18 protein-coding genes are annotated in these 21,175 nt (G+C 64.7%); 9 read left to right on the forward strand and 9 right to left on the reverse strand.

All coding sequences use genetic code 11. The features are described 5' to 3' along the window. The first annotated feature begins 222 nt into the window (after nt 1-222). From trxB to AB4Y34_RS34585, 4 genes are all read left to right on the forward strand, one after another. Nucleotides 223-1,224, forward strand: coding sequence for a thioredoxin-disulfide reductase (gene trxB, locus AB4Y34_RS34570; protein WP_176109287.1), 1,002 nt, complete (start codon nt 223-225; stop codon nt 1,222-1,224). Nucleotides 1,225-1,410: 186 nt separating this feature from the next. Next, nucleotides 1,411-2,178: a Smr/MutS family protein gene (locus tag AB4Y34_RS34575; protein ID WP_368718588.1), complete on the forward strand. Its 768-nt coding sequence runs from the start codon at nt 1,411-1,413 to the stop codon at nt 2,176-2,178. A gap of 114 nt (nt 2,179-2,292) precedes the next feature. Beyond that, complete coding sequence (locus tag AB4Y34_RS34580; protein ID WP_176121168.1) at nt 2,293-2,952, forward strand: glutathione S-transferase family protein; 660 nt, start codon at nt 2,293-2,295, stop codon at nt 2,950-2,952. Between the two features lie 130 nt (nt 2,953-3,082). Further along, entirely contained in the window at nt 3,083-4,003 is a 921-nt protein-coding gene (locus tag AB4Y34_RS34585) for a LysR family transcriptional regulator (RefSeq protein WP_368718589.1), read from the forward strand. 85 nt (nt 4,004-4,088) lie between these two features. Here the strand turns inward: AB4Y34_RS34585 and AB4Y34_RS34590 are convergent, their stop codons facing one another. The 4 genes from AB4Y34_RS34590 to AB4Y34_RS34605 form a co-directional block, all read right to left on the reverse strand. Then, nucleotides 4,089-5,204: an ABC transporter ATP-binding protein gene (locus tag AB4Y34_RS34590; RefSeq protein WP_368718590.1), complete on the reverse strand. Its 1,116-nt coding sequence runs from the start codon at nt 5,202-5,204 to the stop codon at nt 4,089-4,091. Between the two features lie 125 nt (nt 5,205-5,329). After that, a complete protein-coding gene (locus AB4Y34_RS34595; RefSeq protein ID WP_176379906.1) occupies nt 5,330-6,187 on the reverse strand; it encodes a carbohydrate ABC transporter permease in 858 nt (285 codons plus the stop codon). Next, nucleotides 6,177-7,115 carry a carbohydrate ABC transporter permease gene (locus AB4Y34_RS34600; protein WP_176121165.1) on the reverse strand — a complete coding sequence of 313 codons (939 nt, stop codon included), beginning with the start codon at nt 7,113-7,115 and terminating at the stop codon, nt 6,177-6,179. Before AB4Y34_RS34600 ends, AB4Y34_RS34595 begins: the two co-directional genes overlap by 11 nt. Before the next feature lie 146 nt (nt 7,116-7,261). Next, complete coding sequence (locus tag AB4Y34_RS34605; protein ID WP_176109293.1) at nt 7,262-8,509, reverse strand: ABC transporter substrate-binding protein; 1,248 nt, start codon at nt 8,507-8,509, stop codon at nt 7,262-7,264. 597 nt (nt 8,510-9,106) lie between these two features. Between AB4Y34_RS34605 and zwf the strand changes: the two genes are divergently transcribed. From zwf to AB4Y34_RS34625, 4 genes are all read left to right on the forward strand, one after another. After that, on the forward strand, nt 9,107-10,570 hold the full coding sequence (zwf, locus tag AB4Y34_RS34610) for a glucose-6-phosphate dehydrogenase (protein ID WP_368718591.1): 1,464 nt from the start codon (nt 9,107-9,109) through the stop codon (nt 10,568-10,570). A gap of 194 nt (nt 10,571-10,764) precedes the next feature. Continuing rightward, a complete protein-coding gene (gene pgl / locus AB4Y34_RS34615; RefSeq protein WP_176379991.1) occupies nt 10,765-11,481 on the forward strand; it encodes a 6-phosphogluconolactonase in 717 nt (238 codons plus the stop codon). Then, on the forward strand, nt 11,459-13,375 hold the full coding sequence (locus AB4Y34_RS34620) for a bifunctional transcriptional regulator/glucokinase (RefSeq protein ID WP_176121163.1): 1,917 nt from the start codon (nt 11,459-11,461) through the stop codon (nt 13,373-13,375). The genes pgl and AB4Y34_RS34620 overlap by 23 nt, the downstream gene beginning before the upstream one ends. A gap of 151 nt (nt 13,376-13,526) precedes the next feature. Next, nucleotides 13,527-14,453, forward strand: a complete 927-nt coding sequence (locus AB4Y34_RS34625) for a bestrophin family protein (protein WP_368718592.1) — start codon at nt 13,527-13,529, stop codon at nt 14,451-14,453. A 31-nt stretch (nt 14,454-14,484) separates the two neighbouring features. Here AB4Y34_RS34625 and AB4Y34_RS34630 read toward each other — a convergent pair whose 3' ends face one another. The 5 genes from AB4Y34_RS34630 to apbC form a co-directional block, all read right to left on the reverse strand. Then, complete coding sequence (locus tag AB4Y34_RS34630) at nt 14,485-15,231, reverse strand: lysozyme inhibitor LprI family protein (RefSeq protein ID WP_176379910.1); 747 nt, start codon at nt 15,229-15,231, stop codon at nt 14,485-14,487. Between the two features lie 2 nt (nt 15,232-15,233). Continuing rightward, complete coding sequence (locus tag AB4Y34_RS34635; protein ID WP_176379911.1) at nt 15,234-17,519, reverse strand: arginine/lysine/ornithine decarboxylase; 2,286 nt, start codon at nt 17,517-17,519, stop codon at nt 15,234-15,236. Nucleotides 17,520-17,609: 90 nt separating this feature from the next. Continuing rightward, nucleotides 17,610-18,179 (reverse strand): dCTP deaminase, encoded by a 570-nt coding sequence (gene dcd, locus AB4Y34_RS34640; protein ID WP_013088723.1) that lies wholly within the window; start codon nt 18,177-18,179, stop codon nt 17,610-17,612. Between the two features lie 180 nt (nt 18,180-18,359). Then, complete coding sequence (locus tag AB4Y34_RS34645) at nt 18,360-18,896, reverse strand: superoxide dismutase family protein (protein WP_176109298.1); 537 nt, start codon at nt 18,894-18,896, stop codon at nt 18,360-18,362. Between the two features lie 130 nt (nt 18,897-19,026). Further along, a complete protein-coding gene (gene apbC, locus AB4Y34_RS34650; RefSeq protein ID WP_368718593.1) occupies nt 19,027-20,115 on the reverse strand; it encodes an iron-sulfur cluster carrier protein ApbC in 1,089 nt (362 codons plus the stop codon). Nucleotides 20,116-20,453: 338 nt separating this feature from the next. Between apbC and AB4Y34_RS34655 the strand changes: the two genes are divergently transcribed. Further along, complete coding sequence (locus tag AB4Y34_RS34655) at nt 20,454-21,107, forward strand: OmpA family protein (protein ID WP_176121160.1); 654 nt, start codon at nt 20,454-20,456, stop codon at nt 21,105-21,107. The last annotated feature ends 68 nt before the right edge of the window (nt 21,108-21,175 follow it).

Below are 21,175 nucleotides of genomic sequence, written 5' to 3' on the forward strand. Positions count from 1 at the left end.
TTTGACCACAAATGGATGAGCGACGCGCGCTGAATTCGTCGTATCGCGCCGCGTGCTCGCACCGAGCGCCCACGCCGCCACGCTATCGCGGCGATCAGAAAGCTTGATGGCGCAGCCGTAGGCCCCGCCCTTTATAATGCCGGTCTGATACCCATCTACAGTTTCAGTTCAAAAACGCACGGCTACGCAATGGCGAGCCGCGCGCCGTACAAGGATTCGATCATGCCCGCAACTGCAACGAAACACGCCAAGGTTCTGATTCTCGGTTCCGGCCCCGCCGGCTACACGGCGGCGGTTTACGCGGCGCGCGCCAACCTCGCGCCGGTACTCGTCACCGGCCTCGCGCAAGGCGGCCAGCTGATGACCACGACCGACGTCGAAAACTGGCCCGCCGACGCCAACGGCGTGCAAGGCCCGGAACTGATGGCGCGCTTCCTCGAGCACGCCGAGCGCTTCAACACCGAGATCATCTTCGACCACATTCACACGGCGAAGCTCGATGAGAAGCCGATTCGCCTGATCGGCGATTCGGGCGAATACACGTGCGACTCGCTGATCATCTCGACGGGTGCATCGGCGCAATATCTCGGCCTGCCGTCGGAAGAGGCGTTCATGGGCAAGGGCGTGTCGGCCTGCGCCACCTGCGACGGCTTCTTCTATAAGCAGCAGCACGTCGCCGTGATCGGCGGCGGCAATACGGCCGTCGAAGAGGCGCTGTACCTCGCCGGCATCGCGAAGAAGGTCACCGTGATCCATCGCCGTGACAAGTTCCGCGCCGAGCCGATCCTGATCGACCGTCTGCTCGCGAAAGAGAAGGAAGGCGTCGTCGAGATCAAGTGGAACCATGTGCTCGAAGAAGTAACCGGCGACGCCTCCGGCGTCACCGGCCTGCGCATCAAGCACACGCAGACTGGCGAGACCACCGACATCGCGCTGCAGGGCCTGTTCGTCGCGATCGGCCACAAGCCGAACACGGACATCTTCGAAGGTCAGCTCGAGATGAAGAACGGCTACATCATCACCAAGGGCGGCCTGAACGGTTTCGCTACCGCGACGAGCGTGCCGGGTGTGTTCGCCGCCGGCGACGTGCAGGACCATATCTATCGCCAGGCGATCACGAGCGCGGGCACCGGCTGTATGGCCGCGCTCGATGCACAGCGCTATCTCGAGACCATCAACGAGATGGCCGGCGAGCACGCGATGAGCGCGGAAGCGGACCGGTGATCCGCTGATCCGCGGCGCCGTACCGCGCACAATGTCGCGACAAGGGTCGCGACAGTAAAATGACGGTAGCGCGCAGCGCAGCCGTCATTGGCTCACGAAGGCCGCGGCTGCAATGCCGGCGGCCTTTGTCGTTTTTGCCGCCTCAGCTTCGCACCACCCACCGACCTCTCCGCCTGTATTGCCGACATGCCGAAGAATCAGCCCCATCCGAACGAACCGAAACGCCCGCAAGCCGCCCCGCGCCCCGCACCTGAAACAGCTGCGCGCGCCGTTGCGCCGAAGCTCGATCGCGCATCCGGGCTCGCCGGACTCGGTGCGTTGCGTGAAGCGTTGAAGGGTGACGCCGAGCGACGCGAGCGTGAACAGGCGGCGGCGCGAGCGGCGCAGCGCGAAGCAGCCGCCGACGCCGATCTGTTCCGCCGCGAGATCGGCGAAGTCGCGCCGCTCGCGATTCCGCCACGTGCGACGCTCACGCGCAATCCCCCGCCGCCGCTGCCGGTGCAGACGCTGCTCGATGAGGAAGCGGTGCTGCACGAAGCGATTTCCGATGAGTTCGACCCCGAAGTGCTGCTCGAAACCGACGAAACGCTGTCGTATTGCCGCCCCGGCGTGAGCCGCGACGTCGTGCGCAAGCTGCGGCGTGGCGACTGGATCGTGCAGGCGCAGATCGACCTGCACGGCATGCGGCGCGAGGAAGCACGCGAGGCGCTCGCGGAATTCATCCGCGAATCGGTCAAGCGCGGCCTGCGCTGCCTGCGCGTGATTCACGGCAAGGGTTTGGGGTCGATCGGCAAGGAGCCGGTGCTTAAGGGCAAGGTGCGCGCCTGGCTCGTGCAGAAAGCCGAAGTGATCGCGTTCTGTCAGGCGCGCCCGCATGACGGCGGCGCCGGCGCGGTGGTCGTGCTGTTGCAGCCGGGGTCGTTGCCGCCGCATGGGACAAATGTGAAGGTCTGAGGTCGATTTTTTCGGCCGCCGCTCGTCGTGGGGTAAACGGCCACCCTGGCCGTCGCGCGGTGGCTCTCGCCGCCACCGTGGATTCGTGCTGTGCAACCTTCAAAGGTGATCGCGATGCCCCTGAAGCTCTATGCCCATCCGTTCTCGTCGTACTGCCAGAAGGCCTTGACCGCGTTGTACGAAAACGGCACGCCGTTCGAGATGCGCGTGCTCGCGTACGACGATCCGCAGATCATGGCCGAATTCGCCGCGCTGTGGCCGATCAAGCGCTTCCCGGTGCTCGTCGACGGCGGGCGCACGGTGGTCGAGGCGACCATCATCATCGAATATCTGGGCCTGCAGTATCCGGGGCCTGTCGCGTTGTTGCCGGCCGACCCGCGCGCCGCGCTCGAGGTGCGCATGTTGGACCGCTTCTTCGACAACTACATTTCGACGCCGCAGCAAAAGGTCGTGTTCGATAGCCTGCGTCCCGAGGCCGAGCGCGACGCGCGTGGCGTCGCCGATGCACGCGCGATGCTCGACACCGCTTATGCCTGGCTCAACCGCCACATGGCCGAGCGCGAATGGGCCGCCGGCGACAGCTTCAGCCTCGCCGACTGCGGCGCCGCCCCGTCTCTGTTCTACGCCGACTGGACGCATCCGATCGACCCCGCGTTCGCGCACGTGCGCGCGTACCGGCAGCGGCTGCTCGCGCGGCCGTCGTTCGCCCGCGCGGTCGACGAGGCGCGGCCGTATCGGCCGCTATTTCCGCTGGGTGCGCCAGACCGGGATTGAGCCGCGAGCGGCGGTGGTAGATTCGCGCGAACGGGGCACGGCAGACAACCTGATTTCGTGGCTGTAGACTTCCTGTCGTGTCGCAAGCCTGCCCCGCCCTTCTTTTGGCTCACCACCCACAAGGCACACCATGGACCGTTTCGAAGCGATGGAGATCTTCACGCGCGTGGTCGAAGCGAACAGCTTCACCAAGGTCTCGGAATCGCTCGATCTGCCACGCGCGAAGGTCAGCCGCACGATCCAGGCGCTCGAGGAACACGTCGGCGTGCGGCTCCTGAACCGCTCGACGCGTCAGGTCAGCGTGACCGAAGACGGCGCGTCGTTCTACGAGCGCTGTGTGCGCATTCTCGCCGACGTCGCCGATGCCGAGTCGTCGCTATCGAACAAGCGTGAGAATCCGGCCGGCACGATCCGCGTCGACACGTCCGGCACGCTCGCGCGCTCGCTGCTGCTGCCCGCGCTCGACGACTTCTACGAACAATACCCCGCGATCGACGTGCGTCTCGGTCTCGCGGATCGCAACATCGATCTGATCCAGGACGGCGTCGATTGCGTGATTCGCATGGGCACGCTCGAAGAGTCGAGCCTCGTCGCGAAGCGCATCGGGCTTGCGCGCATCGTCACATGCGCGTCGCCCGCGTATCTGCAGAAGTTCGGCACGCCGACCACGCTGGCCGACCTCGGCGAGCATCGCGCGGTCAACTATGTGTCCGCGCGCAGCGGCCGTACCTTCCCGTTCGAATTCGAAGTCGACGGCGAAATCGAGCGCATCGCGATGGACAGCACGCTCGCCGTCAACGACGGCTCCGTCTACATCACCGCGGGCGTGCTGGGCCACGGCATCATCCAGCCGTCGCGCTTCATGGTCGCCGAGCTGATCGAGCAAGGCGCGCTCACGGAGATTCTCGGCAACTACACGAGCCCCGGCACGCCGCTGTCGATCCTGTATGCGCACCGCCGCAATCTGAGTTCGCGGCTGCGCGCGTTCATCGATTGGGTCGGCGAGCTCGCGCGCAGCAACCCGGATTTGCGTTTGCCAGAGTCGGCATGACGGCTGCAAAAAAAGCAAAAGCCCCACGCGCAACTGAACGCATGGGGCTCTTCTGAAGCGACGTCTCTAGCGCGTATGCGACCGCTTACGCAATCCGCTCTTCATTCGCGGGATCGAACAACACCGCCTTCGACGTATCGAACAGCAGCGTCGCGTTCTTCTCCGGTTGCGGGTTCGACGCCGGGTGCACGCGGCTCACGATGCGCTTGCCGTTGACCTGCGCGAACACCAGCGTGTCCGGACCGGTCGGCTCGATCACGTCGACCTTCACTTCGACCGGCTGCAGCTTCGAGTCGTCGCCGTGCGCGCTGCGCGCATCGGTGATGCGCTCCGGACGCAGACCGAGAATCACGTTGTTGCCGACGTGCGAGCGCACCTTCGCCGAATCGAACGGCAGCACCACCACCTTGCGCGCGATGCCCGTATCGAGTTCGATGCCGACGCCCGAGCCCTGCTCGACCAGCCTGCCCTCGATGAAGTTCATCGGCGGTGCGCCGATGAAGCCCGCGACGAACAGGTTCGACGGCGAGTCGTAGATTTCCTGCGGCGCGCCGAACTGCTGCACGATGCCGTCCTTCATCACCGCGATGCGGTCGCCGAGCGTCATCGCTTCGATCTGGTCGTGCGTCACGTAGACGATCGTCGTACCGAGGCGCTGATGCAGCAGCTTGATTTCCGAGCGCATTTCGATACGCAGCTTCGCGTCGAGGTTCGACAGCGGCTCGTCGAACAGGAACATCACCGGATCGCGCGCAAGTGCGCGGCCCATTGCGACACGCTGACGCTGGCCGCCCGACAGCTGGCCCGGCTTGCGGTCGAGCAGATGCTTGATCTGCAGCGTGTTCGACACGCGCTCGACGATCTGCGTCTGCTCCTGCTTCGGCACCTTGCGGATGTTCAGGCCGAACGAGATGTTGTCGCGCACCGTCATCGACGGATACAGCGCATACGACTGGAACACCATCGCAATGTCGCGATCTTTCGGCGACAGGTTGTTGACGGTCTTGCCGTCGATCTGGATCTCGCCCTTGGTCACGGTTTCGAGACCGGCAATCATGTTGAGCAGCGTCGACTTACCGCAGCCCGAGCCACCGACCAGAATCAGGAACTGGCCGTCTTCGATGTCGATGTTGACACCCTTCAGAACCGGCACCCCATTCGGGTAGGTCTTGTACACGTCACGGATGGAAAGGCTTGCCATGCTGTGAATCCTCTTGTCTCTGGTACTGCCTGAAAACGTCTGTCTGACGGCGGCGCCCGTTCAGTCACGCTGATTGGCCGAAGCGCCGCCGCGCTCTCGGGGGCACGCCCCCGGGGTCGAGCTGGTTAGCCCTTCACCGCGCCCGCGGTCAGGCCGCGCACGAAGTAACGTCCGGCGATGATGTAGACGAGCAGCGTGGGCAGCGCCGCGATGATCGCGCCGGCCATGTCCACGTTGTATTCCTTCACGCCGGTCGAGGTGTTCACGAGATTGTTCAGCGCCACGGTGATCGGCATCGAATCGACGCCGGAGAACACGATACCGAACAGGAAGTCGTTCCAGATCTGCGTGAATTGCCAGATCAGGCACACCATGAAGATCGGCAGCGACACCGGCAGCAGAATCTTCGTGAAGATCGTGAAGAAACCCGCACCGTCGATACGCGCCGCCTTCACGAGTTCAGCCGGCACGCTCACGTAGAAGTTGCGGAAGAACATCGTGGTGAACGCGATACCGTAGATCACGTGCACGAGCACCAGACCGCTCACCGTGTTCGACAGGCCGAGGATGCCTTCGAGGCGCGCCATCGGCAGCAGGATCGCCTGGAACGGGATGAAGCAGCCGACCAGCAGCATCGTGAAGATCGGATCGGCGCCGCGGAAGCGCCAGTGCGTGAGCACGTAGCCGTTGAACGCGCCGATGATCGACGAGATCAGCACCGCCGGAATCACCATGCGCACGGAGTTCATGAAGAACGGCTGCATGCCGTCGCAACGCACGCCCGTGCATGCGCCGCTCCACGCCTTGAGCCACGGCGCGAAGGTCCAGCTCGTCGGCGGCGTCAGCAGGTTGCCGGTGCGCAGCTGATCGATGTCCTTGAACGACGTCGACAGCATCACGTACAGCGGAAACAGGAAGTACAGCGCGAACAGAAGCAGGGCCGCGTAAATGACGGCACGGCTCATCGTCATCTTAGGTTGCATTGCGGGTGCTCCTCGATTCCAGATACATCAGCGGCACGAGCACGGCCACCACGGTGGCGAGCATCATGATCGACGAGGCCGCGCCGACGCCGAGCTGCCCGCGATTGAACGAAAACGTGTACATGAAGATGGCCGGCAGCGACGACGACGTGCCCGGACCGCCGGCGGTCAGCGCGACGACCAGGTCGAACGTCTTGATGGTGATGTGGCAAAGAATCAGCAGCACGGAGAAGAACACCGGCCGCATGCTCGGAATCACGATCTTGCGGTAGATGGTCGGCAGGCCCGCGCCGTCCATCTGCGCGGCCTTGAAGATTTCACTGTCGACGCCGCGCAAACCGGCGAGGAACAGCGCCATCACGAAGCCGGTGGATTGCCAGACCGCCGCGATCACGATACAGAAGATCGCCCGGTCCGGGTCGCCGAGCCAGTTGAACTCGAAGCTCGTCCAGCCCCAGTCGTGAAACACCTTCTCGATGCCGATGCCCGGCGACAGAATCCATTGCCACGCGGTGCCGGTCACGATGAACGACAGCGCCATCGGATACAGGAAGACGGCGCGCAGCGCGCCTTCGTTGCGGATCTGCTGATCGAGCAGGATCGCGAGCAACAGACCCAGACCGATGCAGATACCGATGAACGGAATGCCGAACCAGCCGAGGTTCTCGGCCGAAGTCCAGAACACGTCGTTCTGGAACAGCTCGCGATAGCGGTCGAGACCCGCGAACTCCCAACGAGGCATCAGTCGCGAAGTAGACAGCGACAGATAGCCGGTAATTGCGATAAAGCCATACACGAAGATGAGGCTAATCACGACGCTGGGTGCGAGCACCAGCTTCGGAATATAGCGATCGGCAAGGGCCGCCATGGGCGACGTGCGGCGGGCGACGGTGGCCGTTTTCCCGTTCCCGCTGATGGAAGCAGTCACTACTCGACTCCTGCTGAAACTGTACCGCCGGGCTGCCCGTGCGCGAATGGCGCCGGACCGCGACGGCCTGGGTGTGACTCCATGAAACCCGGGCGCGCCCGGCGCTTCGGATGCAAGCGGCCGGACGCAACGCTTCGTACTTGCGCTTACTTGGTCTTCGCTGCCTTCGCGAGAGCCTGAACCGCGGTCTTCGAGTCTTGCTGCGAGTTCATGAACTTCGTGACGACGTCGGAGATCGCGCCTGCCGCGGCATCCGGCTGAGCCATGCCGTGAGCGAGCGACGGCACATAACCGCCGGCCTTGATCGCGATCTGCTCATCCGCATACGACTTCTTCGCGCAGTCGTCGAACTTGTCCATCGGCACGCCGAGACGCACCGGGATCGAACCCTTGTACAGGCTGAACTGCTCCTGGAACTCCGGCGACATGATCGTCTTCGCGAGGGAGAGCTGGCCCGGCGTCGCCGCCTTCTGGCCCTTCTGCTGGAAGAACACGAACGAGTCCACGTTGAACGTGTAGGCCTTGTCCGTTTGCGGCACCACCGCGCAGATGTAGTCCGTGCCCGACTTTTTGCCGGCGTTGGTGAACTCGCCCTTCGCCCAGTCGCCCATGAACTGCATGCCGGCCTTGCCGTTGATGACCATCGCCGTGGCGAGGTTCCAGTCACGGCCCGTGCGGCCCGCGTCGAAGTAGCCCTGGATCTTGCGGACCGTGTCGAACACCTGAACCATCTTTTCCGAGGTCAGGGTCTTCTCGTCGAGGTCGACCAGCGCCTTCTTGTAGAAGTCCGCGCCTTCCGACAGCACGACGTCTTCCCACAGCGTCAGGTCTTGCCACGGCTGGCCGCCCATCGCGATCGGCTGGATGCCCGCGGCCTTCATTTTGTCGGCCACCGCGAAGAACTCAGGCCACGTGGTCGGCACCTTGCCGCCTGCCTTGTCCAGTGCTGCCTTGTTGATGTACAGCCAGTTCACGCGATGCACCGAGAACGGCGCGCCGACATAGTGGCCGTCCGCTTGCATGATCTTGTCGACTTGCGGCGGCAGGTTCTTCTTCCAGTCGCCCGCGACGGAGTCGATCGGCACCAGCACGCCCTGCGAAGCCCAGTCCTGGATCAGCGGACCCTTGATCTGCGCGGCGCTCGGCGCGTTGCCCGAGATCACCTGCGTCTTCAGTGCCGTCATCGCAGCCGCGCCAGCGCCGCCTGCGACCGCGAAGTCCTTCCATGTGTAGCCCTGCTTCGTCATGTCGTCCTTGAGGACGCCGACGGCCCTGGATTCGCCGCCCGAAGTCCACCAGTGCAGCACTTCGATCGACTCGGCGGCCTGCACGGCCGACACGCCACACATCAGACCCGCAGCGCACAGAGCGCCCATGATCGCGCGAAATTTCATTGCTTATCTCCTCCAGACACCTGAACAAAAAAACGAATGGCCCCTGATGTCGCCAGGGTGCTGTGGTTGGTTCAAACAGGCAAAAACTGGGCGATCGAGCACGGTCGGGCGCATGCGCGAGGGCATGTGCCGGCGGACCGATGTCCGGCCGCTAGACGCTCAAGAGGTGAGTGGTTCGGGATGCAACTGACTGTCTCCTCTTTTGATTTTTGCCTGCCCGCATCGCGCGGCAGACTCGAGGTACCTCATACACCAATCCGACGCCAGCCTGACGTCGGCCACGGAAACGACCCGCACGCCCGTCGACTCCCCGGCTTTCCGTAAGGTCCGCCGGCACCCTGCTGGCGCGTACCGGAAAGCGTTGCCCCATTGTCCGTTAGCATGCCGGGGACGCCCGCCGATTCGCAAAAAGCGTGCAATTCGTCTGCACAGCGCACGCTTTTTTGTTCGAATTAACGCTACCTCTTGATTTGGATTGTAGTTAAACTACAATTCAGTGTCAAAAAATATTTTATCGGACTACGGTCGCTCTTCCAGGTCGCTGCACGTGCGGTGTCCGATCAGCGCGGCGGCCTTTCAGGACATCGACGGAGACTCATGCATACCGACTCAAGCTTCACCTTCGTTCTCTTCGGCGGCACCGGCGACCTGTCGATGCGCAAGATCCTGCCCGCGCTGTTCGAGGCGCACCGCGCGGGGGGCATGCTCGCCGACAACGGCAAGATCGTCGCGGTCGCGCGGCACATCGCGGATCGCGGCGAGTACCTGCAGTGGGTCGACGGGCACGTCAAGCCGCACGTGTCGAAAAACGGCCTCGACGAAGCCGCGTGGACGAGCTTCCTCGCGCGCATCGAGTTCGTGAAGATCGATCTCGGCAATCCGGGTGACTTCGCGCAACTGCGCGACGCCATCCAGGATATGCCCGGCATCCGCGTGTTCTATCTGGCGACCGGTCCGTCGCTGTTCGTGCCGATCTGCCAAGCGCTCGCCGCGGTGGGTCTGAACCACAACGCGCGCATCGTGCTCGAGAAGCCGCTCGGCTACGATCTGAAGTCGTCGAATGCAATCAACGACGCGGTCGGCGAAATTTTCGCGGAAGAGCAGATCTACCGGATCGACCATTACCTCGGCAAGGAGCCGGTGCAGAACCTGCTCGCGCTACGCTTCGGCAATGCGCTGTTCGAGCCGCTGTGGCGCCGCGAATGGGTCGAAAGCATCCAGATCACGATCGCCGAGGAACTCGGTGTCGAAGCGCGCGGCGATTTCTACGACAATACCGGCGCGCTGCGCGACATGGTGCAGAACCACCTGCTGCAGCTGCTGTCGATCGTCGCGATGGAGCCGCCCCACTCGATGGATTCCGACTCGGTTCGCGACGAGAAGCTGCGCGTGCTGCGCGCGCTAAAACCGGTCGATTCGCAGGAAATCGGCAAGGTCGCGGTGCGCGGCCAGTATCATTCGGGCGTGATCCGCGGCAACACGGTGCCGGCCTACGCGACCGAGCACGGCGTGAAGCCGGACAGCTCCACCGAGACCTTCGTCGCGCTGAAGGTCGAGATCGAGAACTGGCGCTGGGCCGGCGTGCCGTTTTTCCTGCGTACCGGCAAGCGGCTCGCCGATCGCGTCGCCGAGATCGTCGTGAATTTCCGTGCGGTGCCGCATTCGGCGCTTGGCGCGTCGGCGCTGCGCGCGGGCGCGAACCGCCTCGTGATCCGTCTGCAGCCGAACGAGACGATTCGTCTGTACTGTCTCGCGAAGCAGCCCGGCGAGGGTATGAACCTCGCGAGCGTGTACCTCGATCTCGCGTTCGACCGGTTCTTCCGCGAAGGCCAGATGGAGGCGTATCAGCGGCTGCTGCTCGACGTGATTCACGGGCGCCTCGCGCTGTTCGTGCGGCGCGACGAACAGGAAGCCGCATGGCGCTGGGTCGAGCCGATCCTGAACGAATGGGAAGCCTCGACCAAGCCGCCCAAGCCGTACGCGGCGGGCACGTGGGGACCGGCCGCGGCGAGCGCGATGCTCGCCCAGCACGGCACCTGCTGGCTCGAAGAAGAGAATTGAGTTTGATGAATTGACGGACGGCGCCGCGCGCGATGAACATTTCGGCGCGCGGCGCCGGCAACACCACCGACGAACTGAACGGAGTCGCGCCGGTATCGCGTCAGGCGTCTGCCGGCCACCCCGCCATGCAGGCATCGCGCGACAGCAGTCAGGCTGATTCCGCAGATCCAACAAGAATGCAGCACGGAGGAGAAGTGATCGAGCTTCACGCTTTCGACGACCAGCGCGCGCAATCCGACGCGCTGGCGAAAGCGGTGGGCGACGCGTTACATGCGTCGCTTGCCGCACAGGCGGCCGGCACCGGGACGTCAACCCCGCTCGCGCGCCCGGCCATGCTGGCCGTGTCCGGCGGCAGCAGCCCGCGTCCGTTTCTGCAAACGTTGTCGACGCAGACGTTCGACTGGCCCCGCATCGCGGTCACGCTGGTCGACGACCGCTGGGTGCCGGAGACCGACAGCGCGAGCAACGCGCAGCTCGCGCGCGCCACGTTGCTGCAGAACGCCGCGCAACACGCGACCTTCTGGCCGCTCGTCGACACCAGCCAGGATCTGCACTCGCACGTTGCCGCGCTGAACGCGGACGCGCGCTTCGCCACGGCACCCGACGTCGCGGTGCTGGGCATGGGCGAAGACGGCCACACCGCGTCGATCTTCGCCGATGCGCCCGAATGGGATCACGCGATCACCACGACCGAGCGTTTCGTCGCGGTGCATCCGGGCGCGGCGCCGCACGCGCGCGTGAGCTGGTCGCTGTCCGCGCTGAAGGACGTCAAGCATCTGTTTCTGCTGATTGCAGGACCGCGCAAGATGGACGTGCTCAACGCCGCATCCGCTGCGCTACAAAAAAATGCCATCTCGCAACTGGCAAACGACAAGGGAGTGAGACTCGATGTCTACTGGTGTGCAAACTAAAGCTGTGCCGGGCGCGGCCCAGCACGCCGATGGGCCGAGGCTGCTGGCCGACATCGGCGGTACCAATGCGCGTTTCGCGCTCGAGACTGGCCCCGGCGAAATCGGTTCGGTGCAGGTCTATCCTTGCGCCGAGTATCCGAGCGTCGCCGACGTCATCAAGACGTATCTGAAGGACACGAAGATCGGCCGCGTCAATCACGCGGCGATCGCGATTGCGAACCCGGTCGACGGCGACCAGGTCAGCATGACCAATCACGACTGGACCTTTTCGATCGAAGCGACGCGCCGCACGCTCGGCTTCGACACGCTGCTCGTCGTCAACGACTTCACTGCGCTCGCGATGGCGCTGCCCGGCCTCACCGACACCCAGCGCGTGCAGGTGGGCGGCGGCCAGCGCCGGCCCAACAGCGTGATCGGCCTGCTCGGCCCCGGCACCGGCATGGGCGTGTCGGGCCTGATTCCTGCCGACGACCGCTGGATCGCGCTCGGCAGCGAAGGCGGCCACGCCACCTTCGCGCCCGCCGACGAACGCGAAGAGATCGTGCTGCACTACGCGCGCAAGAAGTGGTCGCACGTGTCGTTCGAACGGGTGGCCGCGGGTCCGGGCCTCGAGGTGATCTATCGCGCGCTCGCGGGCCGCGACAAGAAACGCGTGCCGGCCAGCGTCAATCCGGCCGATGTGGTCAAGCGCGCGCACGAAGGCGAGCCGCTCGCGGCCGAATCGGTCGACGTGTTCTGCGGCATCCTCGGCACCTTCGCCGGCAATATCGCAGTTACGCTCGGCGCGCTCGGCGGCATCTATATCGGCGGCGGCGTCGTGCCGCGTCTCGGCGAGCTGTTCGCGCGTTCGTCGTTCCGCCAGCGCTTCGAGGCGAAGGGCCGCTTCGAGGCGTATCTGCAGAACGTGCCGACCTACGTGATCACCGCCGAATACCCGGCGTTCCTCGGCGTATCGGCGATTCTCGCGGAGCAGTTGTCGAACCGCGCGGGCGGCAGCTCGTCGGCAGTGTTCGAGCGGATTCGCCAGATGCGCGACGCGCTGACGCCGGCCGAGCGCCGCGTCGCCGACCTCGCGCTGAACCATCCGCGTTCGATCATCAACGATCCGATCGTCGACATCGCGCGCAAGGCCGACGTCAGTCAGCCGACCGTGATCCGCTTCTGCCGCTCGCTCGGCTGCCAGGGGTTGTCGGATTTCAAGCTGAAGCTCGCGACCGGGTTGACCGGCACGATTCCGGTCAGCCACAGCCAGGTGCATCTCGGCGACACCGCGACCGACTTCGGCGCGAAGGTGCTCGACAATACCGTGTCGGCGATCCTGCAGTTGCGCGAGCATCTGAACTTCGAGCACGTGGAACGCGCGATCGACCTGCTGAACGGCGCGCGGCGCATCGAGTTCTACGGGCTCGGCAACTCGAACATCGTCGCGCAGGATGCGCACTACAAGTTCTTCCGCTTCGGTATTCCGACCATCGCGTATGGCGACCTGTACATGCAGGCGGCCTCGGCCGCGCTGCTCGGCAAGGGCGACGTGATCGTCGCGGTGTCGAAGTCGGGGCGCGCGCCCGAGCTGCTGCGCGTGCTCGACGTCGCGATGCAGGCCGGCGCGCAGGTGATCGCGATCACCTCGAGCAACACGCCGCTCGCGAAGCGCGCGACCGTCGCGCTGGAAACCGATCACATCGAGATTCGCGAGTCGCAACTGTCGATGATCTCGCGCATCCTGCACCTCGTGATGATCGACATTCTGGCGGTCGGCGTAGCGATTCGCCGCGCGGTGCCGAGCGATGAAGTGGCCGAGACCGTCGAGAAAGCGCGCGAAGGCGCCGACGACGACGCGACGGCCGTACTCGACTGGCTGAGTCACGGCGCGGCTTCGTCGGCGCGCGACTGAGGCTGACTTAGCGCTGTCCGCTTCGCTTGCGGCGGACGAACCCGCGGCGCGTGCATCGTCTCCGATGCGCACGCCGCGGGTTTTTCTGTTCGGGGGACACGAAAAGCGATCGATAATGAGCGCTCTATCGCTTCAGACGAACCGCGCGTCCATGATCATTCGCCCGCATCTCCACTGGTTCCGCATGCTGCTCGCGTGGCGCGGCTCGGTGCTGCCGCAGTTGCTGCCGCGGCTATTCCTGATCTTTATCATCTCGATCATTGCGCTCGCCGCGCACGATCATCTGCTGCCCGTCAGCCTGAACCTGCATTCGATCGCGCCGTTCTCGCTGGTCGGCATCGCGCTCGCGGTGTTTCTCGCCTTTCGCAACAACGCGAGCTACGACCGCTGGTGGGAAGCGCGCAAGCTGTGGGGACAATTGCTCAACGAGTCGCGCTCGCTGACGCGCCAGGCGCTGACGTTGCCGTCGCGCGAGTTGCCCAAAGAAGAAGCCGCCGAGTTCCTGGCGATTCTTAGCGCGCTCCCGCATGCGCTGCGTCACCAGTTGCGCAAGACCGAACCGCGCGACGACCTTGCCGCGCGGCTGCCCGACGCACTGTTCGAACGCGTGATGGGATCACGCTACAAGCCGGCCACGCTGATGCTGTGCCTCGGCGAATGGCTGCAGCGCGCGGCACGCGCGGGCACCCTCGATCCGATCACGGTGCTCGCGTTCGACCGCAATCTGAACGGACTATCGGACGTGATCGGCGGCTGCGAGCGCATCGCTTCGACGCCGTTGCCGTTCGCGTATTCGGTGATGATCCACCGCACCGTGTACTTCTTCTGCGCGTCGCTGCCGTTCGGGCTCGTCAACAGCATCGGTATTTTTACGCCGGTGTTCGCGGTGTTCGTCGCGTACACGTTCATGGCGCACGAAGCGATCGCGTCGCAGCTCGAAGAACCCTTCGGCACCGACGACAACGACCTCGCGCTCAACACGATGTCCGCGATCATCGAGGATGCGATGCGCGATCTGCGCGGCGAGCCGGCGCTCGCGCCGCCGCAGCCGCGCGCAGACGGTGTTCAATGGGATTGAATCTGCGGCGGGTCGCGCCGCTCGGCGGCCGTCAGTGGTTGCCGGCCGTTTCGGAGAGCCGTTTGATCGTCGCGACGCGCGCGCCGATGATGTCGATACGTCCGCGCTCGTCGACGAGCGGCGTCGATGCCGTCAGATACGCATTCCACGCGCGTTGCGCGTGCACCAGCGTCGGCCGCGACTTCGCCGGCATCTTCGCTTCGAGCACACGGTAGTAGCGGTTCAGGTCGAACATCGCGTGTTCGCAACGCGCATCGGCGTTGCACGCGCGCGGCCGGCGCGGCGCCGGACCGCTCGCATCGGCGAGCGCGCTGCGCAGCACGAGCGCGCGGTCGCGCACCGGCTGCAGTTGCATGTCGGCTTCGGAAAGCACGTACATCGAGCCCTGGGTCGTTGCGAACACGGCGGCGAGCAGCTGCTTCTCGGCATCGCGCGACGCGAGCCAGCTCGACTGGCTCTTTTCCCATAGCCTGCGCCGCGCGGGCGGCACCTTCGCGAGCAACTGCTGGTACGCGCTATCGACCGCGGCCATCCAGCCGATGCGCGCATTGTCCATGCACTGCACCTGCCCGATCGTCGTCGACATGTCGGCGCGCGCGAGACACGTGCGCATCGCGGCATCGATCGGATCGGCGGCGGCCACCTCGGCATGCGCCGCCGGGCTAGCGATGGCGACGAGCACCAGCGTACCGGCCGTGAGCGCGAAGCTCAGCACGCCGGCCCCGCGCCGCCAAGGCCCGACAGCGGGCAGGCCCGTCAGCAACTTCACCCACGCCATCGTCACATGCGCACGCAATCGACGAAATATTCGATGCGCCCGTTGACCATTTCGCCGACGAGCCCGTGGATATCCGTATGGAAGCCCGGGAAGCGCTCGTTGAACTCGCGCGCGAAACGCAGATAGTTGACGATGGTCTTGTTGAAGCGCTCGCCCGGAATCAGCAGCGGGATGCCCGGCGGATACGGCGTCAACAGGATCGACGTGACGCGGCCTTCGAGTTCGTCGATCGGTACCCGGTCGATCTCGCGGTGCGCGAGCTTCGCGAATGCGTCGGACGGCTTCATCGCCGGCTCCATGCTCGACAAGTACATCTCGGTCGTCAGACGGGCGATGTCGTTCGCGCGATACACGCTGTGGATCTGCTGGCACAGATCGCGCAGGCCGACACGCTCGTACATCGGATGATGCGCGACGAACTCGGGCAGCACGCGCCACAGCGGCTGGTTGGTGTCGTAGTCGTCCTTGAACTGCTGCAGCTCGGTCACCATCGAGTTCCAGCGGCCCTTCGTGATGCCGATCGTGAACATGATGAAAAACGAGTACAGGCCCGTCTTCTCGACGATGATGCCGTGCTCGGCCAGGTACTTCGTGACGATCGCCGCCGGAATGCCGTTGTCGTCGAAGCCGCCGTCCATGTTGAGACCCGGCGTGACGATCGTCGCCTTGATCGGGTCGAGCATGTTGAAGCCTTCGGCGAGCGGGCCGAAGCCGTGCCACGCGTCGTCCGGACGCAGCATCCAGTCTTCGCGCGAGCCGATGCCTTCCTCGGCGAACTGGTCCGGGCCCCACACCTTGAAGAACCAGTCGTCGCCGTATTCGGTGTCGACCTTGGTCATCGCGCGGCGGAAGTCGAGCGCTTCGGCGATCGACTCCTCGACGAGCGCGGTGCCGCCCGGCGCTTCCATCATCGCGGCGGCGACGTCGCACGAAGCGATGATCGCGTACTGCGGGCTCGTCGACGTATGCATCAGATACGCCTCGTTGAAGCGATGCTTGTCGAAGCGGCTGTTCTTCGAATCCTGCACGACGATCTGCGACGCCTGCGAGATGCCGGCGAGCAGCTTGTGCGTGGAGTGCGTCGCGTACACCATCGCGCCGATGCGCGGACGGCCCGCGCCGATCGCGTGCATGTCCTGATAGAACTCGTGGAACTCCGCGTGCGGCAGCCACGCTTCGTCGAAGTGCAGCGTGTCGAGCCATTCGCCCAACATCTCCTTGATCATCTCGACGTTGTAGACCACGCCGTCGTACGTGCTTTGCGTGATCGTCAGGATGCGCGGCTTCAGGTTCGGGTTCTTCGCGAGCGCTTCGCGCGCGAACGGATTCGCCTCGATCTTCTTGCGGATGTTCTCCGGTTCGAACTCACTGCGCGGGATCGGGCCGATGATGCCGAAGTTGTTGCGGGTCGGCGTCAGGAACACCGGAATCGCGCCGGTCATCGTGATCGCGTGCAGGATCGACTTGTGACAGTTGCGGTCGACCAGCACGATGTCGCCCGGCGCAACCGTGCCGTGCCAGACGATCTTGTTCGACGTCGACGTGCCGTTGGTCACGAAGAACACGTGGTCGGCGCTGAAGATGCGCGCGGCGTTGCGCTCCGAGGCCGCGACCGGACCGGTATGGTCGAGCAGCTGGCCGAGTTCGTCGACCGCGTTGCAGACGTCGGCGCGCAGCATGTTCTCGCCGAAGAACTGGTGGAACATCTGGCCGAGCGGGCTCTTCAGGAACGCGACGCCGCCCGAGTGGCCCGGGCAGTGCCACGAGTACGAACCCTCTTCCGCGTACTGCACCAGTTCCTTGAAGAACGGCGGCGCGAGCGAATCCAGGTACACCTTCGCCTCGCGGATGATATGGCGTGCGACGAACTCCGGCGTGTCCTCGAACATGTGGATGAAGCCGTGCAGTTCGCGCAGGATGTCGTTCGGCAGATGGCGCGAGGTGCGCGTCTCGCCGTACAGGAAGATCGGGATATCGGCATTGCGACGGCGCACTTCGGTCACGAACGCGCGCAGCGCGACGATCGCGGCCGCGAGCTCGGGTGTCTCGCCTTCGACGACCACGTTGTCGACGTACGGCAGCAGTTCGTCGTCGTCGATCGAGAGGATGAAGCACGACGCGCGGCTCGACTGCTGCGCGAACGAGGTCAGATCGCCGTAGCTCGTCAACCCGAGCACTTCCGCGCCTTCTTTCTCGATGGCTTCGGCCAAAGCCCGGATGCCGGAACCCGAGATGTTCTCGGAGCGGAAATCTTCGTCGATGATGACGACGGGGAAACGGAACTTCATGGGCGATTCTCCAAAAAGAAAACGACCGCTGCGTTACGTAGAAAGCGCAGCGGTCACCCGAATAACTGGTGGGTTCAGACGCTGCCGACGTCAGGTCTTCGGCAACGTGACGCCGTGCTGACCTTGATACTTGCCGCCGCGATCCGCGTACGACGTTTCACAAATCTCGTCGCTTTCGAAAAACAGCACCTGGGCGACGCCTTCGTTCGCGTAGATTTTCGCAGGCAAAGGTGTCGTATTCGAGAACTCGAGCGTGACGTGCCCTTCCCATTCCGGCTCGAACGGCGTCACGTTGACGATGATCCCGCAGCGCGCATACGTCGATTTGCCGAGGCACACGGTCAGCACGCTGCGCGGAATGCGGAAGTACTCGACCGTGCGCGCGAGCGCGAACGAGTTCGGCGGGATGATGCAGACGTCGCCCTTGAAATCGACGAAAGATTTCTCGTCGAAGTTCTTCGGATCGACGATCGTCGAGTTGATGTTGGTGAAGATCTTGAATTCGTCGGCGCAGCGGATGTCGTAGCCGTAGCTAGAGGTGCCGTAGCTGACAATCTTCCGGCCGTCTTGTGAGACGCGAACCTGATCGGGCGCAAACGGCTCGATCATCTTGTGCGACTCGGCCATGCGCCGGATCCACTTGTCAGATTTGATGGTCATAGGTGAACGCTGCTCGACGTGAATGTCAGGTGTGACGAAAAGATAGATGAAAACTGCCGGCGGCGCTGCGGCGCTCAGCCGGCGAAGGCCGCTTATTTTACGCGATCACGGAATCGCTGCCGCCAATGGCGTCATGTGCGCCACCGAGCGGTGGCCTGGCGGCGAAAGCGCGCTCGCCGTTCACTGCTGGCGAATCACGCCGCAGGCGATGGCCGTGCCAGCGCCATGCTGAGGGTATGCGTAGGGATCGGTCGCGTCGCGGTGCAGCAGCACCGCGCGCTGCAGCACCGAGCGGATGCCGTCGAGCGACACGTCCGGCGCGACGATGAAGCCGGTGGCCACGCCGTTCGCGTCCGCATGGATATTGCCGAGATCGCCCTCGACGCGCGCGCCTGCCTTGAGCCGCTCGGCCGCCGGCGAAAACACCGGACCGGCGCTGGAGCCGTCGGCGGCGTTGCAGTCGCCGCGCTCGTGCACCTGCAGCGCATGGTCGCTATTGGGCGGCAAGCCGGTGAGATTGTAGGTGACCTGGACGCCGTCCGAGCGCTCGATGAAGGTCACGAGGCCGTGGGCCTGATTGCCCACGGTGGGCAACAATTGCGCGTCGGCGCGCTTTTCCTGTGGTCTCAGGAAGACGCCACAGCCGCTCAACAGCACACAGCCGGCAGTCAGAACGATGAACGCATGTACCGCGTGCCCGTCGATTCGTTTTCCCATGCGATCCTCTTGTCGGCCTGGCGGCCGCCCCTGCGGCCGCCGAGCCGAACTCGTGAAGTCGACATGATACCGCGAGAGCTCGTGAAAATAGGGATCGAGATCGCCCCTAATCCCTTGCCCGAACGGCCGCTCAGGTGTTCTGCACGACGATGTTCGGAAACTTCGAGCTCATGTCGCGCGCGCGTTCGGCGATATGCACCGCGACCTTGCGCGCGATCGAGCGATAGATCTCCGCGATGCGCCCGTTCGGGTCCGCGGCGACCGTCGGATGGCCCGAGTCGGCCTGCTCGCGGATCGTGATGTCGAGCGGCAGGCTGCCGAGCACGTCGACGCCATACTCCTTGCTCATGCGCTCGGCGCCACCGGCGCCGAAGATGTGCTCCTCGTGGCCGCAGTTCGAGCAGATGTGCAGACCCATGTTCTCGACGATGCCGAGGATCGGGATGCCGACCTTTTCGAACATCTTGAGGCCCTTCTTCGCGTCGAGCAGCGCGATGTCCTGCGGCGTCGTGACGATTACGGCGCCCGTGACCGGCACGCGCTGCGCGAGCGTCAGCTGGATGTCGCCGGTGCCGGGCGGCATGTCGACGATCAGGTAGTCGAGTTCGTGCCAGTTGGTCTGGCGCAGCAGCTGTTCGAGCGCCGAGGTCGCCATCGGGCCGCGCCATACCATCGGGTTGTCCGCCTCGATCAGGAAGCCTATCGAGTTGGCCTGCACGCCGTGGCCCGTCATCGGGTTCATCGATTTGTCGTCGGGCGATTCGGGGCGGCCCTCGATGCCGAGCATGGTGGGCAGCGACGGGCCATAGATGTCGGCGTCGAGAATGCCGACCGACGCGCCCTCGCTCGCCAGCGCGAGCGCGAGATTCACGGCGGTCGTGCTCTTGCCGACGCCGCCCTTGCCCGACGCAACCGCGACGATGTTCTTCACACCGGGCAGCAGCTTCACGCCGCGCTGCACCGTGTGCGCAGCGATCTGCTGCGAAACCTCGACGCGCACGTTCGCGACGCCGGGCACCGCGCGCAGCGCGTCGGCGAACTGCTGGCGGATCGCGTCGAACTGGCTTTTCGCCGGATAGCCGAGCGTCACCTGAAGGCTGACCGCGTCGCCCTCCACAACCACGCTGCGGATGCTCTTCGCGGCCACGTACGGCGCGCCCGTGTTGGGGTCAGTGACGGCCGCGACAGCGGCGTCGACCAAAGCCCGATCGATACTCATTGATACTCCGTGGGGAAGAGGTGCGGCGTGGCGAGATGGACGAATCGCGCACGCGGCGGAATTTGCAAGAAATTGTTATGCGGCATTGCGAAAATCTCACGTGCCGGGCACCCTTCGGGGCACGCGGGAAGCCGTAGGGTCGCACCGCTGCTTGTTCAGGCATATTGTAGTGTCTGACGGCAGGCGGTGCCCGAAGACCCTGCTTCGCTGTCGGGCCGCGCGAAGCAAGGCGCAGAAACCGTTCCTGAACTTTCTGAGTGGTCGCTGCGTTGCCGTAATGTTCGCTGCATAGACTGACCGCTACCCGCTGGTTTATTCGCACCCGAAAGGAAATCAAGATGAATGCAAGAATCATGACTCGCGTGGCCGTATTCGCCGTGGCAGGCTCACTTGTGGCAGGCTGCGCGACCCAACAGGGCACCAACACAGCAGTCGGCACGGGCGTGGGCGCCGGTGCCGGCGCCGCGCTCGGCGCGATTTTCGGCGGCGGCAAGGGCGCGGCGATCGGCGCGGCCACCGGCGCCGCGGTGGGCGGCATCACCGGCTACAACTGGGACAACATCCGCAACCGCATGTCGGGCGCGACCAAGGGCACCGGCACGCAGATCACCGAGCAGCCGGACGGCTCGCTCAAGCTGAACATCCCGAGTTCGGTCACCTTCGACACCAGCAGCTACGCGATCAAGCCGACGTTCGCGCCGGTGCTCGACCAGCTCGCGCAGACGCTGCAGCAGAATCCGGAAGTCGTCGCATCGGTCGTCGGCCATACGGATAACACCGGCTCGCTGCAATACAACCAGACGCTGTCGGTCAACCGCGCGCAGAGCGTGACCGGCTATCTGACGCAACGCGGGATCGCGCCGCAGCGCCTGTCGGCCACCGGCATGGGCCCGAACCAGCCGATCGCCGACAACAACACCGAAGCCGGTCGTGCGGCGAACCGTCGCGTCGAGATCTACCTGCGGGCCACCGCCCAGCACGCGACGCAATAAGGGCAGGTCAAAGGAGAGAAAGCGCCGCCGGGCCGGCCGGGTGTTGCGGCCACACGAGCCCGGCTGGC

This window comes from Paraburkholderia sp. BR10954 (genome assembly GCF_040965775.1).
Classification (GTDB): domain Bacteria; phylum Pseudomonadota; class Gammaproteobacteria; order Burkholderiales; family Burkholderiaceae; genus Paraburkholderia; species Paraburkholderia youngii.

Excerpts from the sequence above, each read along its gene's own strand:
- AB4Y34_RS34625 (WP_368718592.1), top strand. The coding sequence starts at position 13,527 with ATGATCATTCGCCCGCATCTCCACTGGTTCCGCATGCTGCTCGCGTGG.
- AB4Y34_RS34575 (WP_368718588.1), top strand. The coding sequence starts at position 1,411 with ATGCCGAAGAATCAGCCCCATCCGAACGAACCGAAACGCCCGCAAGCC.
- AB4Y34_RS34620 (WP_176121163.1), top strand. The coding sequence starts at position 11,459 with ATGTCTACTGGTGTGCAAACTAAAGCTGTGCCGGGCGCGGCCCAGCAC.
- AB4Y34_RS34595 (WP_176379906.1), bottom strand. The coding sequence starts at position 6,187 with ATGCAACCTAAGATGACGATGAGCCGTGCCGTCATTTACGCGGCCCTG.
- AB4Y34_RS34590 (WP_368718590.1), bottom strand. The coding sequence starts at position 5,204 with ATGGCAAGCCTTTCCATCCGTGACGTGTACAAGACCTACCCGAATGGG.
- dcd (WP_013088723.1), bottom strand. The coding sequence starts at position 18,179 with ATGACCATCAAATCTGACAAGTGGATCCGGCGCATGGCCGAGTCGCAC.
- AB4Y34_RS34655 (WP_176121160.1), top strand. The coding sequence starts at position 20,454 with ATGAATGCAAGAATCATGACTCGCGTGGCCGTATTCGCCGTGGCAGGC.
- AB4Y34_RS34630 (WP_176379910.1), bottom strand. The coding sequence starts at position 15,231 with ATGGCGTGGGTGAAGTTGCTGACGGGCCTGCCCGCTGTCGGGCCTTGG.
- AB4Y34_RS34580 (WP_176121168.1), top strand. The coding sequence starts at position 2,293 with ATGCCCCTGAAGCTCTATGCCCATCCGTTCTCGTCGTACTGCCAGAAG.
- AB4Y34_RS34605 (WP_176109293.1), bottom strand. The coding sequence starts at position 8,509 with ATGAAATTTCGCGCGATCATGGGCGCTCTGTGCGCTGCGGGTCTGATG.
- zwf (WP_368718591.1), top strand. The coding sequence starts at position 9,107 with ATGCATACCGACTCAAGCTTCACCTTCGTTCTCTTCGGCGGCACCGGC.
- AB4Y34_RS34585 (WP_368718589.1), top strand. The coding sequence starts at position 3,083 with ATGGACCGTTTCGAAGCGATGGAGATCTTCACGCGCGTGGTCGAAGCG.
- apbC (WP_368718593.1), bottom strand. The coding sequence starts at position 20,115 with ATGAGTATCGATCGGGCTTTGGTCGACGCCGCTGTCGCGGCCGTCACT.
- trxB (WP_176109287.1), top strand. The coding sequence starts at position 223 with ATGCCCGCAACTGCAACGAAACACGCCAAGGTTCTGATTCTCGGTTCC.
- AB4Y34_RS34635 (WP_176379911.1), bottom strand. The coding sequence starts at position 17,519 with ATGAAGTTCCGTTTCCCCGTCGTCATCATCGACGAAGATTTCCGCTCC.
- AB4Y34_RS34645 (WP_176109298.1), bottom strand. The coding sequence starts at position 18,896 with ATGGGAAAACGAATCGACGGGCACGCGGTACATGCGTTCATCGTTCTG.